Origin of the sequence: Enterobacter sp. I4 (genome assembly GCF_022669095.1) — a bacterium.
GTDB lineage: Bacteria > Pseudomonadota > Gammaproteobacteria > Enterobacterales > Enterobacteriaceae > Enterobacter > Enterobacter pasteurii.
The window spans coordinates 2,478,067-2,492,802 of record NZ_JALBUO010000001.1; the positions used below are offsets into that span (position 1 = coordinate 2,478,067).

Here is a 14,736-nt window from a genome sequence, read left to right on the forward strand (position 1 = left end):
ATAGCAGAACATATCGCCAAACAGCCATTCGACCGGGCCTTTTGTAGTGAAAAAAACCAGCAATTTTCAACCAATGAAATTTAACGCTGAATAACATTTGCATGAACCGAGGATTATGCCGCATCAGTTATATGTAACAGAGTATTACAAACGTATTGCCAGACGGGGCTGGATAGTGAACATTACCCGCCGTTTCCCCTCCCAATATAACTATAAAGCGGATGGACTACGGTCATCACGCTATGAACACCCCCGTTAATATGGGATGTAAAAAAAGAGGTATATGTGTCAACTGCAAACAATAAACCAACAGATGAGAGCGTAAGTCTTAACGCTTTCAAACAGCCTAAAGCGTTCTATCTCATTTTCTCTATCGAATTATGGGAGCGTTTTGGCTACTACGGCCTGCAAGGGATTATGGCCGTTTACCTGGTTAAGCAACTGGGTATGTCCGAAGCGGATTCCATCACGCTGTTCTCATCCTTCAGCGCTCTGGTGTATGGCCTGGTCGCAATTGGCGGCTGGTTAGGCGATAAAGTCCTCGGGACTAAACGCGTCATTATGCTGGGCGCCGTGGTTCTGGCGATTGGTTATGGACTGGTTGCGTGGTCCGGGCACGATGCAGGCGTGGTATACATGGGCATGGCCACCATCGCGGTCGGTAACGGCCTCTTCAAGGCTAACCCGTCTTCCCTGCTTTCTACCTGCTACAGCAAAGATGATCCCCGTCTGGACGGTGCATTCACCATGTACTACATGTCCATCAACATCGGTTCATTCTTCTCCATGCTGGCAACCCCATGGCTGGCCGCGAAATTTGGCTGGAGCGTGGCGTTTGCGCTGAGCTTCGTGGGCATGCTGATCACGGTAGTGAACTTCCTGTTCTGCCGCAGCTGGGTTAAAGATTATGGTTCAAAACCAGACTTCGAACCGGTGCACATGGGCAAACTGCTGGCAACCATCGTTGGTGTTGTGATCCTGGCCGCCGTTGCCACCTGGCTGCTGCACAACCAGGGCGTTGCACGTGCGGTACTGGGCGTGGTTGCGCTGGGTATCGTTATCATCTTCGCCAAAGAAACCTTCGCCATGCAGGGTGCCGCCCGCCGCAAGATGATTGTGGCCTTCATCCTGATGCTGGAAGCGATTATCTTCTTCGTGCTGTACAGCCAGATGCCTACGTCTCTGAACTTCTTCGCTATCCGTAACGTTGAGCACTCAATCCTGGGTATCGCGTTCGAGCCGGAGCAGTATCAGGCGCTCAACCCGTTCTGGATCATGATTGGTAGCCCGATTCTGGCCGCTATCTATAACAAAATGGGCGACCGTCTGCCTATGCCGCACAAGTTCGCCATCGGTATGGTGCTGTGCTCTGGCGCGTTCCTGGTCCTGCCGCTGGGTACCAAATTCGCGACTGACGCGGGTATCGTCTCCGTTAACTGGCTGATCCTGAGCTATGCGCTGCAATCTATCGGTGAGCTGATGATCTCCGGCCTGGGCCTGGCAATGGTTGCACAGCTGGTACCACAGCGTCTGATGGGCTTCATCATGGGTAGCTGGTTCCTGACCACCGCTGGCGCGGCGATCATCGCCGGTAAGATTGCGAACCTGATGGCGGTACCAGAAAACGTTACCGACCCGCTGGTGTCCCTGAACGTTTACGGCACCGTGTTCATGCAGATTGGTATCGCGACCGCCGTGATTGCCGTACTGATGCTGCTGACTGCCCCTAAACTGAATCGTATGACTCAGGACGACGACAAATCCGCTAAGGCGAGCTCAACCGCCACCGCGTAACGTCATCGGGAAACGACTGACCAGAAGCCGCTAACGTATTAGCGGCTTTTTTTTTATCCGAACGCGCACTAACATAGCTGGAACCTCAGCAAAAAGGAGTTACCGATGAAACTGTTCTATAAACCGGGCGCCTGCTCTCTTGCTTCCCATATCACCCTTCGCGAGAGCGGTAAGGATTTTACGCTGGACGGCGTTGACCTGATGAAAAAGCGCCTGGAAAACGGGGATGACTTTTTTGCGATTAACCCAAAAGGGCAGGTTCCGGCCCTGCTGCTGGATGATGGCACCCTGCTGACCGAAGGGGTGGCGATTATGCAGTATCTCGCGGATAACGTACCGGATCGTCAGCTCCTTGCCCCTACCGGCAGCATTGCACGGTATAAGACGCTGGAGTGGCTGAACTACATCGCCACCGAGCTGCACAAGGGCTTTACGCCCCTGTTCCGCCCGGATACCCCGGAAGAGTACAAACCGACCGTGCGCACGCTGCTGGAGAAAAAGCTTCAGTACATTAACGACAGCCTGAAGGACGACCAGTGGATCTGTGGCTCACGCTTCACCATTGCCGATGCATACCTGTTTACCGTTCTGCGCTGGGCGCGCGCGGTTAAGCTGAATATGGACGGATTAGATCATATCGCGTCGTACATGGCACGCGTGGCGGAGCGTCCTGCGGTTGCCGCGGCGCTGAAAGCGGAAGGTTTAAACTAATCAGAGAGACCGTGTTGCCGGGTAGCGATAACGCATACCCGGCAAACGTCAATATGGGAATTTACAGCCGTGTGGCGCTGAAATAGTGCTCCGGCTTCGCGATGCGATCCTGCGCCGCAACCACCTGCAGCTCATATTCCTGCATCGTTTTCGTCGCAATCATGATTTCATAAACGGCCGCGGTCACGTGCTCCAGCGCATCGCGCAGGCCTGCCCCCTGCAACAGCTTTACCAGCAGCAAACCGCTGGTAACATCACCGACGCCAACGGGCTGACGCATGCCGAAGTCCACCAGCGGCCGACTGATATGCCAGGCGTCGTCCTTCGTCACCAGCAGCATCTCAAAACGGTCCTGGCTCATCCCTGCGCACGCCAGGTGTTTTACCAGTACAATCTCCGGCCCCTGGGCTATCAGTTCGCGAGACGCGCTTACAGCCTCTTCTACGCTGTTTACCGGATGCTCGCACAGTATCTCCAGCTCAATCAGGTTGGGGGCAATAATATCGCTGGCCGGCAAGGCATGCCGGACATGAAACTCCGCCACGCCCGGTGCCACGATGCAGCCTTTTTCCGGATGGCCCATCACCGGGTCGCAGAAATATTTCGCTGCGGGGTTTGCCGCTTTCACCTGGCGCACGATGCCAAGGATATGCTCCCCCTGCTCCGCCGAACCGAGATAGCCGCTCAGCACAGCGTCGCAGCGCCGGAGCTGGTCAATCTCCGCAATACCCTGAACGATCTCCGTCAGATGCGAGGGCGGCATCACGCAGCCGGTCCATTTACCGTACTGGGTGTGATTCGAAAACTGGACGGTGTTGAGAGGCCAGACGTTGGCGCCGAGGCGGCGCATCGGGAACTCCGCAGCGCTGTTGCCGGCATGCCCAAAAACAACGTGGGACTGAATGGCGAGGATGTTCTTCATGTTGTACTTACCAAACCCTGTCAAAACAAAAGGGGCGTGGTTTCCCACGCCCCTGCATACTTTTAATTACTTCCAGCAGACCAGACAGTAATTTTTCTTACCACGACGCAGCAGCGTGTAGCGGCCATACAGACGATCGCTCTCGGTGAAGGTGTATTCCGGATCGGCCTGTTTTTCGCCGTTGATGGTGATAGCGTTTGAGGCGATGGTTTTACGCGCCTGGCCGCGGGACGGCTGTAGCTCGGAATCCACCAGCGCCTGCATCAGGTCTGCGCCTTTCTCCATCTCGACCATCGGCACGCCATCCTGGGCCAGCTGCTCAAAGTCCGCTTCGCTCAGGTCGCTCAGGGTACCGTTGAACAGGCTCGCCGTAATACGTTTCGCCGCCGCCAGGCCTTCCTCGCCGTGCACCAGTTTTGTAACTTCGTCCGCCAGCACGTACTGGGCGCGCGGAGCTTTACCGCTGTTCTTGTCTTCCTCTTCCAGGGCATTGATGTCTTCAATATCCATAAAGGTAAAGAATTTCAGGAAGCGATAAACGTCGGCATCCGCCGTGTTGATCCAGAACTGGTAGAATTTGTACGGGCTGGTTTTCTTCGGATCCAGCCATACCGCGCCGCCTTCGGTTTTGCCGAACTTGGTACCGTCTGCTTTGGTGATCAGCGGAACGGTCAGACCAAAGACCTGATTCTGGTGCAGACGACGGGTCAGATCGATACCGGAGGTGATGTTGCCCCACTGGTCGGAGCCGCCAATTTGCAGAGAAACGCCGTGGAGCTTGTTCAGGCAGGCGAAGTCATAACCCTGAAGCAGGTTATAGGAGAACTCGGTAAAGGAGATGCCCTGATCGTCACGGTTAAGACGCTGCTTCACCGCTTCTTTGTTAATCATCTGGTTAACAGAGAAATGCTTGCCGATGTCGCGCAGGAAGGTCAGCACGTTCATGCCGCCAAACCAGTCGTAGTTGTTCGCCGCAATTGCGGAGTTTTCACCGCAGTCGAAATCGAGGAAGGGTGCAACCTGTTTGCGGATCTTGTCTACCCACTCCTGAACAGTGTCTTCGGTATTCAGCTTACGCTCAGCGGCTTTAAAACTCGGGTCGCCAATCAGACCGGTCGCGCCGCCAACCAGCGCGACGGGCTTATGGCCGGCCATCTGGAAGCGTTTCAGGCATAACAACGGAACAAGATGCCCCAAATGCAAGCTGTCAGCGGTGGGATCGAAGCCGCAATAGAGCGCGATCGGGCCTTGCGCCAGTCGCTCTGCTAACGCTTCTTCGTCCGTCACCTGGGCCACGAGGCCCCGCTCTTGCAATTGTTTAATCAAGTTACTGCTTGCCATCAAATTCTCCATGTATAAACGACTGCACCTTTGCCGGTACACGACTTTTCGCCTGGTGCGAAAGGTACATAGAATAAAGCGCAAGCGCGGCGTGCGCTAGCGCTTAACACAACAAATTTCAGGGTTTACGGGGCCAGCCGGTCTATTTTCCAGCCACCGTTGTCGCGCTGGTATAAAAAGCGGTCATGGAGACGGTGTTCACCGCCCTGCCAGAACTCCATCTGCTCGATGGGAATGAGGAATCCGCCCCAGAAGCTCGGCAGCGGCACTTCACCCTGCTGAAACTTCTGCTTGAGTTCGAGGAATTTGCTCTCCAGCACGCCGCGGGCAGAGATGCGGCTGGACTGCTTAGACACCCACGCGCCAATCTGGCTGTCGCGCGGGCGGCTGTGGAAATACTTCACGACCTCGAGCGTGGAGAGGCGCTCCGCTTTGCCGGTTACCATCACCTGACGCTCCAGCATATGCCACGGGAACAGCAGGCTGATGCGCGGGTTGTTTTCCAGGTGGTGGGCTTTCCGGCTGCCGAGGTTGGTGTAGAACACCAGCCCTTTGTCGTCGAAGTGCTTGAGCAGGACGATGCGCTGGTAGGGTTGACCGTTTTCATCAACCGTGGCGACAACCATGGCCGTCGGATCGGCCAGCTTCGCTTCACAGGCCTGCTTCAGCCAGCGTTCAAAAAGCACCAGCGGTTCGGCGGGAAGATCCTGGCGGCGCAGCCCGCCTTTGGTGTATTCACGGCGCAGATGCGCAATTTGCTGCAATTCGTCGTTATCTGACATGGCGTTAGCTGAAATTGACATTGGGTGGCGCTATTGTGCGCCCCCCTTGTAAAAATCTCAACGCTTCGGATTTTCGAGCTGACAGTTGTTCAGCACAATGCGGTCACGCTTGTAAACGGTAGCGCTGTCCCCTTTCGACCAGAACACGTAGATCCCGTCCGTGTAGCGCGCGCCGGAGGCCGACATGCCCTGCTTCAGGGTCAGCAACTTATTGTCGTAGACAAAGCTGGCTTCCTGACGAGGGTTGTTCAGCTTCACCGTCAGCGGTTTTTCATCACAGCGGTATTCAAGCGTGTCGGTTTGCATACGCTCAACAAGCTGGTTATAGGCGCTGCATCCGGTCAGAAGAAAAGGCAAAGCAATAAGAAGGTGTTTTTTCATGAGCATATCCCGAAGACTATCCTGGTCCCGGAGGGCATGGCCGCCCTCCTGTTGTTCCTCATTTTAAGGGTTACACCCGCCGCTGAATTTCAGTTAACTCTGATTATGACGGGGGTTCGCGGGGAAAATAGCGCCGAGAACGCTCGCTTCCCGCGCGCCGGTCACGGAAGGCAAATTCCCCGGCAGCCCGGCAACCGTACGCCAGGCAAGCCAGGCGAAGGCCAGCGCCTCCATATCGTCTCCGCTGATGCCGGCTTCATCTGTGGTAGTCACTTCCGTGCCCGGCAACAGTGCGGCGAGGCGCGCCATGATCAGCGGATTGCGGCTTCCACCCCCGCATACCAGCAGACGCTCGCAGCCGCCGCTCAGCAATACCTGTTCAGAAATGGACATGGCGGTTAGCTCAGTAAGCGTAGCCTGCACGTCCTGCGGCGCGAGCGCGGGGAACTGCGCCAGCTGGCGTTCAAGCCAGCCGTAGTTAAAATATTCTCGCCCCGTGCTTTTTGGCGCAGGCAGCGCAAAGAACGGATCGCTTAACAGAGACTGCAGTAGAGGGAGGATCACCTTCCCCTGGCTGGCCCAGCGGGCATCTTTGTCGTAAGGTTTACCGATCTGACGCCATATCCAGGCATCCATCAGCATGTTGCCGGGCCCGGTATCGTATCCGCGCACCGGCTGACCCGGGATGAGCAACGACAGGTTGGCGATCCCGCCTATGTTCAGCACCATCCTGCGCTCAACCGGATGGGCCAGCAGCGCCTGGTGGAATGCCGGCACCAGCGGCGCGCCCTGACCGCCAAGCGCCATATCCCGACGGCGGAAGTCGCCCACTACCGTCACGCCGGTTTTGGCCACAATCTGGTTGTTATCGCCAATTTGCATCGTGTGCGGCACCTCGCCGACGGGCTCATGCCAGACGGTCTGCCCGTGGCACCCGATCGCCACGACATCCTGCGGATGAAGGCGCTCTTGCTGCATCAGGGCCAGTACCGCTTGTGCAAACAGCGCCCCCAGACGCACGTCCAGCTGACCAAGCTGAGAAAGCGTCAGCTGCTGTCCCTGGCAGATGCTCAGAATCTCTTCTTTTAACGAGACCGGAATAGGCCAGCTCAGGCTTGCCTGCTGCGCCACCATGTTTTCATCAATAGCGGCCAGGACGACATCCACACCGTCAAGACTGGTCCCGGACATCACACCGATATAGCGACCCGATTTCATGCGCTTTCCTTACGTTACGTGGGCTAAGTGCAAACACTCCACCATAAATGACGCTGCTTTGCTATGCGGTGATTATAATTTTTAACAATCTCAGACCTGCCGCACAGGCGGCTTTTGTTTATGTCCCGTTAAGCCAGATTCAAGTAAAATTTTTTTATTCGGCATGCAAAGATATGAACTGTGGTCGTTAATGCCATATAATTTAGCCATAACGGATGCCCCAACCGGGCGTTTTTTGGTGAACAGGAGAGTCAAATGATTTTACGTGTAATGGGCGTTTCGCTGATTGGTTTAACACTGGCGGGTTGTGTGAACGACAATTCACTCTCCGGCGACGTATATAGTGCTTCTGAAGCTAAACAGGTACAGAACGTGACATACGGTACTATCGTTAATGCCCGTCCTGTTCAGATTCAGGGTGGCGATGACACGAACGTTGTGGGCGCAATCGGTGGTGCGGTACTGGGTGGATTCCTGGGTAACACCATTGGCGGCGGTACCGGACGTTCTCTGGCCACCGCGGCGGGCGCAGTTGCCGGCGGCGTAGCCGGTCAGGGCGTTCAGGGCGCGATGAACAAAACCCAGGGCGTTGAGCTGGAAATTCGCAAGGACGATGGCAGCACCATTATGGTCGTGCAGAAACAGGGTAATACCCGCTTCTCCGCTGGCCAGCGTGTTGTACTGGCTAGCAACGGCAGCCAGGTTACCGTCTCCCCGCGTTAAAATAATAATGGATGCGGTCAAAAGACCGCATTCATTTACAAAACATATCAATTTAATAAATATAGTTACAAAAATAATTCATTTGGTGAATTATTCATCTCCTCTGTTCTTGTTCCTGCGCAAAGTATTTTTTACTTCTCTTCGTTAGACTCTTCGCATTCATTTTTTCTTTTTTATTTATTTGAACTTATATGCTTGCGATCTCTCGATTTGTAAAAAACCGCTATATGGCGTTCGTCATTGGATGCATCGTCGTCATAAGCGTATTACAGGGATTATTTATAAAACTTGTTGAATGGGTTCCTTCATTCTCTCCGCTATTTTTCCCTACGCTAACTATTTTTCTTCTTGTATTCCATCTGTTTATTGCCTGCTTTATGGCAATGAAATACTGGTGCGATAAAAAACGTTTATATCTCGTTCCGATTGCCGCGGCCTTTGCCGGTTCGGCACTGCTGATGGTGGGTACGCTGTCCAGCTTTCCGGCCTGGCTGGATCTCTATCAGTTCAACGAGGCGAACTATAATGACGCGATGATCTTTTATATGTTCCGCCACCTTTTAATGGCGGTGCTGATGATCGCCTCGGTATTACTGTATACGCTTCGCGCTTCCCCCCTCACGCGAAGCGCCCACATCGGCACCGTTGCCGGATCGGCTCTTTTCGCGTGCGGTATGCTTGGGCTGGCGTGGTTCTATTCCAGCCATTCCACGATGCTAACCCTGGATCTCGTGGATAATGAAACCCGGAAGTTTATGGTTCTCTGGAGCCAGACGATCAATATCATTTTGATCGTTCTCTGGGGCGTTACGTTAATCACCCTGATGGCCGTGACCCGGATAAGAAATTTGTTCTGGGTAGGCGGAAATTTTTTGTGCGTCTGTTATGTCGTCACGCTGTTAATGCTGCTGTTAGGCGGACACGCGGAAGATGTTTCGTGGTATCGCGCCCGGTTATTCGAAACCGTCGCGACGTTAATGATAATATTTATTCTGCTTTCCGACGTCTTTAATTTGTATCGCGACTCGCACGTCAAATACCAGCAGTCTTATCAAAACTCGATCCGCGACCCGCTCACCCGTCTTTATAACCGCAGCTATTTTTATGATTCATTAAACTACGCCCTCGGCTCGGCAACGGAGGCACACCCGGTATCGGTGGTGGTAAGCGATCTTGACCGTTTCAAGCGCATCAACGACTGCTACGGGCATTTGCAGGGAGATAAGGTGCTGCAGTTTGTCTCTAATCTTCTGACGGATTCCGTGCGCCCCCAGGATATCGCGGCCCGAATCGGCGGTGAAGAGTTTGTTCTGATGCTGACCAATACCCCATCAGACGCCGCGCGGCAGGTCGCCGAGCGCATCCGTCTCAAGCTGAGCGGGTTTGATAAAACCAGCAGCGGCGGCCATCTGCCGGAGCCAATTACCATCAGCATGGGCGTATTCACCGCAACCTCGCCGGATACCAGCGCGGAAACCTGCGTGGAAAGCGCGGATAAAGCCATGTATGAGGCAAAGGAGACGGGGCGCAACCGGGTCGTGGTGTTCAGGTAATGAGAAAGGCCCTGCATAAGCAGGGCCATTACGTTCGGTCAGTCGCGGGATTGCAGATCGTGGATGTTCTGCTCAAGACGGGCGATAAGTCCAATTAGCATCTCCAGCTCCGCAGGTGAAATACCGGACAGGATCTCCCCCCGCGTTTTACTGATGACGGCTTCCATCTCCGTAATGATAGGCGCCGCTTTTTCCGTCAGTTTTATACGCTTGGCGCGACGATCGCTGGCGCAGGTTTGACGGGAGATGAGTCCCTTCTCTTCCAGCTGGTCAAGCGTACGCACCAGGGACGGTTGCTCAATACCGATCGCTTTTGCCAGCTGAATTTGCGACTGTTCTGGCGGGAGCTGATGGATGTTATGCAGCGTAACCCAGTGCGTCTGCGTCAGTTCCAGAGGTTTCAGGCGATGGTCAATCAGAGCACGCCAGACGCGTACCAACCTTGCCAGATCAGAACCTAATGGCGATTCCAATTTCATCTCCTTATAATTAGCTTGCTAAGTGATTATAGTGATTTTAGAATAGTTTGCAGTATTTGTATTGCCAAAACAAATGCAATCACGGTATTCATCATTCCAGAAAGAATGATTTACACTGAATATTCATGCGCCATCGCACTGATACATGCCATTGCGGCACTCACTCCACTGCAAAGGATCGCTGCTCGTGACGTTTTTCTCTTTCTCTGCCGGGTTGCCCCTTCAGGATCTGATTATCGGCGCATCGGTCTACTTTCCGCCTCTTTTTAAAGCCGTTATGGTTGGATTTGTGATCTGGCTCGTGGCGCACCGACTGCTGCGGGACTGGATGTATTCTGGTGAAATCTGGCACCCGATGTTGATGGATCTCTCGCTGTTTACCCTTTCCGTCTGTCTTGGCCTTGCCGTGTTAACCGTCTGGTGAGAATCCCCTTGAAAACGCTTAAATATTTTTCCACTCTTTTCGTTTTGGCGCTGGCGCTGATTGCCGGCTGGTGGCTCTGGAACTATTACATGCAGTCCCCCTGGACCCGCGACGGCAAAATACGCGCAGAACAGGTCAGCATCACGCCGCAGGTGTCGGGCAGCATCACCGCGCTCATGGTAAAGGACAACCAGTTCGTCCACGCGGGCGATGTGCTGTTCCGCATTGACGAGACCCCTTTTCAGATTGCCGTGCTTAACGCTCAGGCGCAGCTGGCTAAGGCTCAGTCCGATCTCGCAAAAGCCAACAACGAAGCCGACCGACGCCGTCATCTGTCGAAAAACTATATCTCTGCGGAAGATCTGGATACCGCCAACATCAACGTGAAAACCATGCAGGCCGGTCTGAAGGTGGCGGAGGCCACGCTGAAGGAGGCGGAGTGGCAGCTGACCCAGACGGTGGTTAAAGCGCCGGTAGACGGGTGGATTACGAACCTGTCCACGCGCGTGGGAGACTACGCCACGACCGGAGAGCCGGTTTTTGCCCTGGTGGATAGCCGCTCGTTTTACGTGGTTGGCTATTTTGAAGAGACGAAGCTGCGCCATATTCGCGAGGGCGCGCCAGCCCGAATCACCCTCTACAGCGGCGCGCAAACGTTACAGGGTCACGTATCCAGTATCGGTCGGGCAATCTACGACCAAAGCGTCGAAACCGATTCTGGCCTGGTGCCTGATATTAAACCCAACGTACCCTGGGTGCGTCTGGCCCAGCGAGTGCCGGTTCGCGTGGAGTTCGACAGCCTGCCGAAAGAGATTACTCTCGTTTCAGGGACCACCTGTACCGTCTCCATCGGGACACGATGATGAACCTGCGGGCTGTCTCGTGGCGCAATGCGCCCTGGATAAAAGCGACGCGCCCGCAGTGGCGTTACGCGCTGCGCAACGGCATCGCCATGTGCCTTGCGCTTACGGTTGCCTATTACCTGAACCTGGATGAACCCTACTGGGCGATGACGTCAGCGGCGGTGGTCAGCTTCCCCACCGTCGGCGGCGTTATCAGTAAAAGCCTCGGACGCGTGGCGGGTAGCCTGCTCGGCGCCACCGCCGCCCTGATTCTGGCTGGCCATACCCTGAACGACCCGTGGCTGTTTCTGCTCAGCATGTCCGCCTGGCTGGGGCTGTGCACCTGGGCCTGCGCCCATTTTACCAATAACGTTGCCTACGCGTTTCAGCTGGCGGGCTATACCGCGGCCATTATCGCCTTCCCGGTGGTTAACGTGCTGGATACCACCGAACTGTGGGATATCGCGCAGGCACGCGTGTGCGAGGTGATGGTCGGTATCCTGTGCGGCGGCATGATGATGATGATCCTGCCCAGCACCTCTGACGGCACCACGCTCATCACCGCCCTGAAAACGATGCACGCGCGCCTGCTGGAACATGCCAGCCTGCTCTGGCAACCCGACACAAACGATGAGATCCGTCTCGCGCATGAAAAAGTCATCGGCCAGATCCTGACCATGAATCTGCTGCGCATACAGGCCTTCTGGAGCCACTATCGCTTTCGTCGCCAGAACACGCTGCTGAACTACCTGCTGCACCAGCAGCTACGCATGACCAGCGCAATATCGAGCCTTCGCCGGATGTTGCTGAACTGGCCTGCACCGCCCGCGCATACCCGGGAGGTGATTGACACTCTGCTCGCCGCCCTTGCGCGCCCGGACGCGGATATCTACAGCGTGGCCCGGATAATTGCTCCGCTCGCCCCAGCGGATGAGTATGACTACCGCCACCGCGCCTTCTGGCAGCGTCTGAACTATTTCTGCCGCCTGTATCTGCGCAGCAGCCGCTGGCTGAAAGCCGTCGAAAATGCCACGCCCGTTACCGAGTTTTCCGTACCCGGCAGCCCCGCTCTGGCGCGGCATACCGACGCCATGGAGGCGCTGTGGAGCGGTTTTCGTACCTTTTGTGCACTGATGCTGGTCGGCGCATGGGCCATTACCACGCAGTGGGACGCGGGCAGCGCGGCGCTGACGCTTGCGGCCATCAGCTGCGTGCTCTATTCGGTGGCGGCGTCCCCCTTCAACTCGCTTACGCTCCTCATGCGCACGCTGGTGCTGCTGTCCCTCTTCAGCTTTGTGGTGAAGTTTGGCCTGATGGTGCAGATAACCGATCTGTGGCAATTCCTGCTGTTTCTCTTTCCGCTGTTAACCACCATGCAGCTGCTCAAGCTGCAAATGCCTAAGCTGGCCGGCCTGTGGGGGCAGCTGATTGTTTTTATGGGATCGTTCATCTCGGTGACGAATCCGCCGGTTTACGATTACGCCGATTTCCTGAATGACAACCTGGCGAAAATTCTCGGCGTGGGGCTGGCATGGCTGGCGTTCGCCGTGCTGCGCCCTGGTTCGGACGCGCGTAAAAGCCGCAGGCATATCCGGGAGTTACGCAGAGGATTTGTCGACCAGCTGAGCCGCAGGCCGCACCTTCGCGAAAGTGAATATGAATCGCTGGTTTATCATCACGTCAGCCAGCTCAATAACAGCCAGGATTCACTCTCCCGGCGCTGGCTATTGCGCTGGGGCGTGGTGCTGCTGAACTGTTCGCACGTGGTGTGGCAGCTGCGCGCCTGGGAGACGCGGTCCGATCCGCTGTCGCGGGTCCGCGACACCTGCATTGCCCTGCTGCGCGACGTCATGAGCGAGCGCGGCGTTCAGCAGCGCCCGCTCAGCGTCACCCTCGCCGAGCTTCAGCGCATTTGCGACGCTCTGGCGCGCCATCATCTGCCTGCGGCGCGCGATCTGGCGTCCATCATCTGGCGGCTGCACTGTTCCCTGTCACAGCTTGAACAGGCGCCGCCTCCCGGCACGATAGGCGATCAGATCACCCCACAGGCATAGCGCGCCCCGCCGCCGCCAAGCGGTTTAGGCTTATCTGACATGTTATCGCCGCCCACGTGGATCATCAGCGCCTTGCCCTTGACCTCATCAAGCTTTTTCAGTCGGGGCGCGACGACGGGATCGGTAGCCTTACCGTCGTTATTGACCACCAGCACCGGCAGATCGCCGAGGTGACCCATCCCGTCCGGGCCTTCGTGTTTGCCGGAGTTGTGCGGGTCGAGATGGCCCCCGGCGGCTTCTGCGGCGGAAGGCTTACCCTCTTTCATTGCGGGCTGGCAGCTGCCTTTAGCATGAACGTGGAAACCGTGTTCGCCGGGGGGCAGCGCCTTAAGATTGGGGGCAAACTCCAGCCCTTTATCCGTTTCGGTGATTTTCACCGTCCCGATGGACTGACCGACCCCCTGAGAAGTGACGAGATTCATTTCAACGTCGTCGCTGGCTGCCTGCGCTCCTGCGCATACGGCCAGCGTGACAATAGCCAGAGCAAAACGCTTCATAAGACCTCCACGGGTTATTTTTTGCACCTTAAGTCTATACCAGAGGCGCAGATTTCACCGGAAAGTCAGTCAATTACTTGCTCAGGGAACGTCGTAGCCCAGCGCGGCCTTGCGGATGCGGAACCACTGCTGACGCGTCATCTCCAGTTCTTCGGCGGCAAGCGCCGCGCGTACGCGCTCAATCTTGCCGGAGCCAATAATCGGCAGCGGCTTAGACGGCAGGCGCAGGATCCAGGCGTAAACCACCTGTTCGATACTTTCCGCATTGAGCTCGCGGGCCACGGTTTCGAGCTCGTTACGCAGCGGCTGGAATGCCTCATCGTTAAACAGACGGCCTCCGCCCAGGCAAGACCATGCCATCGGACGGATGCGCAGCTGTTGCAGCTGATCGAGCGTACCGTCGAGTAGCAGCGGCTGATGAACCGGGGAGATTTCCACCTGATTAGTCGCCAGCGTAAACGGCAGACGAGACTGCAATAGCGCAAACTGCGCCGGGGTAAAGTTAGACACGCCGAAGTGGCGCACCTTGCCGCTCTGGTGCAGGGTCAGGAAGGCTTCAGCGACCTCGTCCGCATCCATCAGCGGATCGGGACGGTGGATCAGCAGCAGGTCGATACGATCGGTAGCCAGATTAACCAGCGACTGCTCGGCGCTTTTCACAATGTGCGCGCTGTCGGTGATGTAGTGTCCCAGGGCATTCTCCGGTTTTGCCGTTGTGGCAATACCGCATTTGGTCACAATTTCCATACGATCGCGCAGCGCCGGCGCCAGCTTCAGCGCCTCGCCAAAGGCGGCCTCGCACAGATAACCGCCATAAATATCGGCGTGATCGACGGTAGTGACTCCTAAATCAAGATGCTCTTCAATAAAGTTCGCCAGCTGGAGGGGGGACATATTCCAGTCCATCAGGCGCCAGTAGCCCATTACAAAGCGGGAGAATTCCGGGCCCTGCGGGGCAAGAGTAATACGCTGAACCATAACATTTTCCTCAAGGAGATTATGTCACCAGTATACG

General features: G+C 55.9%; 15 protein-coding genes. 7 read left to right on the forward strand and 8 right to left on the reverse strand.

The window, feature by feature from the left end:
- The first annotated feature begins 285 nt into the window (after positions 1–285).
- Together dtpA and gstA are read left to right on the forward strand one after the other, a co-directional pair.
- Positions 286–1,794: a dipeptide/tripeptide permease DtpA gene (dtpA, locus tag MOQ06_RS11725; RefSeq protein ID WP_242173083.1), complete on the forward strand. Its 1,509-nt coding sequence runs from the start codon at positions 286–288 to the stop codon at positions 1,792–1,794.
- Positions 1,795–1,899: 105 nt separating this feature from the next.
- The gene (gene gstA / locus MOQ06_RS11730) at positions 1,900–2,505 is read left to right on the forward strand and encodes a glutathione transferase GstA (protein ID WP_176610510.1); all 606 of its coding nucleotides are present in this window, start codon (positions 1,900–1,902) and stop codon (positions 2,503–2,505) included.
- Positions 2,506–2,566: 61 nt separating this feature from the next.
- Here gstA and pdxY read toward each other — a convergent pair whose 3' ends face one another.
- The 5 genes from pdxY to anmK form a co-directional block, all read right to left on the reverse strand.
- The gene (pdxY, locus tag MOQ06_RS11735) at positions 2,567–3,427 is read right to left on the reverse strand and encodes a pyridoxal kinase PdxY (protein WP_242173085.1); all 861 of its coding nucleotides are present in this window, start codon (positions 3,425–3,427) and stop codon (positions 2,567–2,569) included.
- Positions 3,428–3,493: 66 nt separating this feature from the next.
- The gene (gene tyrS, locus MOQ06_RS11740; protein ID WP_148418896.1) at positions 3,494–4,768 is read right to left on the reverse strand and encodes a tyrosine--tRNA ligase; all 1,275 of its coding nucleotides are present in this window, start codon (positions 4,766–4,768) and stop codon (positions 3,494–3,496) included.
- Between the two features lie 125 nt (positions 4,769–4,893).
- Positions 4,894–5,550: a pyridoxamine 5'-phosphate oxidase gene (gene pdxH, locus MOQ06_RS11745; protein ID WP_242173265.1), complete on the reverse strand. Its 657-nt coding sequence runs from the start codon at positions 5,548–5,550 to the stop codon at positions 4,894–4,896.
- A 57-nt stretch (positions 5,551–5,607) separates the two neighbouring features.
- The gene (gene mliC / locus MOQ06_RS11750; protein ID WP_242173087.1) at positions 5,608–5,937 is read right to left on the reverse strand and encodes a C-type lysozyme inhibitor; all 330 of its coding nucleotides are present in this window, start codon (positions 5,935–5,937) and stop codon (positions 5,608–5,610) included.
- An 87-nt stretch (positions 5,938–6,024) separates the two neighbouring features.
- The gene (gene anmK, locus MOQ06_RS11755) at positions 6,025–7,149 is read right to left on the reverse strand and encodes an anhydro-N-acetylmuramic acid kinase (protein ID WP_193356200.1); all 1,125 of its coding nucleotides are present in this window, start codon (positions 7,147–7,149) and stop codon (positions 6,025–6,027) included.
- Positions 7,150–7,404: 255 nt separating this feature from the next.
- Here anmK and slyB point away from each other — a divergent pair, with 255 nt between their 5' ends.
- Positions 7,405–7,872: an outer membrane lipoprotein SlyB gene (gene slyB / locus MOQ06_RS11760; RefSeq protein WP_063448917.1), complete on the forward strand. Its 468-nt coding sequence runs from the start codon at positions 7,405–7,407 to the stop codon at positions 7,870–7,872.
- 191 nt (positions 7,873–8,063) lie between these two features.
- Positions 8,064–9,425, forward strand: a complete 1,362-nt coding sequence (locus MOQ06_RS11765; protein WP_242173088.1) for a GGDEF domain-containing protein — start codon at positions 8,064–8,066, stop codon at positions 9,423–9,425.
- Positions 9,426–9,463: 38 nt separating this feature from the next.
- Here MOQ06_RS11765 and slyA read toward each other — a convergent pair whose 3' ends face one another.
- Entirely contained in the window at positions 9,464–9,904 is a 441-nt protein-coding gene (gene slyA / locus MOQ06_RS11770) for a transcriptional regulator SlyA (protein ID WP_193356202.1), read from the reverse strand.
- A 187-nt stretch (positions 9,905–10,091) separates the two neighbouring features.
- Here slyA and MOQ06_RS11775 point away from each other — a divergent pair, with 187 nt between their 5' ends.
- The 3 genes from MOQ06_RS11775 to MOQ06_RS11785 are packed head-to-tail and all read left to right on the forward strand — an operon-like array spanning position 10,092 to position 13,224.
- Positions 10,092–10,328: a DUF1656 domain-containing protein gene (locus MOQ06_RS11775; protein ID WP_148418908.1), complete on the forward strand. Its 237-nt coding sequence runs from the start codon at positions 10,092–10,094 to the stop codon at positions 10,326–10,328.
- A gap of 2 nt (positions 10,329–10,330) precedes the next feature.
- Positions 10,331–11,191 carry an HlyD family secretion protein gene (locus MOQ06_RS11780; RefSeq protein ID WP_193356203.1) on the forward strand — a complete coding sequence of 287 codons (861 nt, stop codon included), beginning with the start codon at positions 10,331–10,333 and terminating at the stop codon, positions 11,189–11,191.
- The gene (locus tag MOQ06_RS11785; RefSeq protein WP_193356204.1) at positions 11,191–13,224 is read left to right on the forward strand and encodes an FUSC family protein; all 2,034 of its coding nucleotides are present in this window, start codon (positions 11,191–11,193) and stop codon (positions 13,222–13,224) included. Before MOQ06_RS11780 ends, MOQ06_RS11785 begins: the two co-directional genes overlap by 1 nt.
- Here MOQ06_RS11785 and sodC read toward each other — a convergent pair.
- Together sodC and MOQ06_RS11795 are read right to left on the reverse strand one after the other, a co-directional pair.
- Positions 13,203–13,721 carry a superoxide dismutase [Cu-Zn] SodC gene (gene sodC, locus MOQ06_RS11790; RefSeq protein ID WP_148418912.1) on the reverse strand — a complete coding sequence of 173 codons (519 nt, stop codon included), beginning with the start codon at positions 13,719–13,721 and terminating at the stop codon, positions 13,203–13,205. The genes MOQ06_RS11785 and sodC overlap by 22 nt on opposite strands.
- 81 nt (positions 13,722–13,802) lie before the next feature.
- Positions 13,803–14,699 carry an aldo/keto reductase family oxidoreductase gene (locus tag MOQ06_RS11795; RefSeq protein WP_193356205.1) on the reverse strand — a complete coding sequence of 299 codons (897 nt, stop codon included), beginning with the start codon at positions 14,697–14,699 and terminating at the stop codon, positions 13,803–13,805.
- Positions 14,700–14,736 lie beyond the last annotated feature (37 nt).